The following is a 289-nucleotide window of genomic DNA, read 5'->3' as shown; positions in this document are numbered from 1 at the left end:
CGTACAGGCCGCCGTGCGTCACCCCTCCACCCGGTCCACCAAATCGATGAGCTGCTGCTGCGAGTGAACACCCAGCTTGCTGTAGATGTGTCGCAAATGGCTCTTCACCGTGTTATGGGACAGCACGAGCCGCTCCTGAATGACCGAGGCCGTGCGGCCACGGGCCAGCAGCTGCAGCACGTCCACCTCGCGCGCTGTGAGTCCGAATCGCTGGGCCACCGCCGCTCAGGCCTCATCGAGCCGCTGCTCGCTGCCGAGCGCCTCCTCAGAAGCGAATGCTTTATCCGCT

General features: G+C 64.7%; 1 protein-coding gene. It reads right to left on the bottom strand.

Annotated elements, in window-relative coordinates; all coding sequences use genetic code 11:
- Nucleotides 1–18: 18 nt before the first annotated feature.
- A complete protein-coding gene (locus PZH32_RS13780) occupies nt 19–219 on the bottom strand; it encodes a response regulator transcription factor (protein ID WP_275208832.1) in 201 nt (66 codons plus the stop codon).
- Nucleotides 220–289 lie beyond the last annotated feature (70 nt).

The sequence above is a fragment of the Adlercreutzia equolifaciens genome (assembly GCF_029076695.1).
GTDB classification, from domain to species: Bacteria; Actinomycetota; Coriobacteriia; order Coriobacteriales; family Eggerthellaceae; genus Adlercreutzia; species Adlercreutzia equolifaciens_A.
Note: the sequence above shows the minus strand (reverse complement) of the source record. Positions and strands in the feature narration are given on the sequence as shown.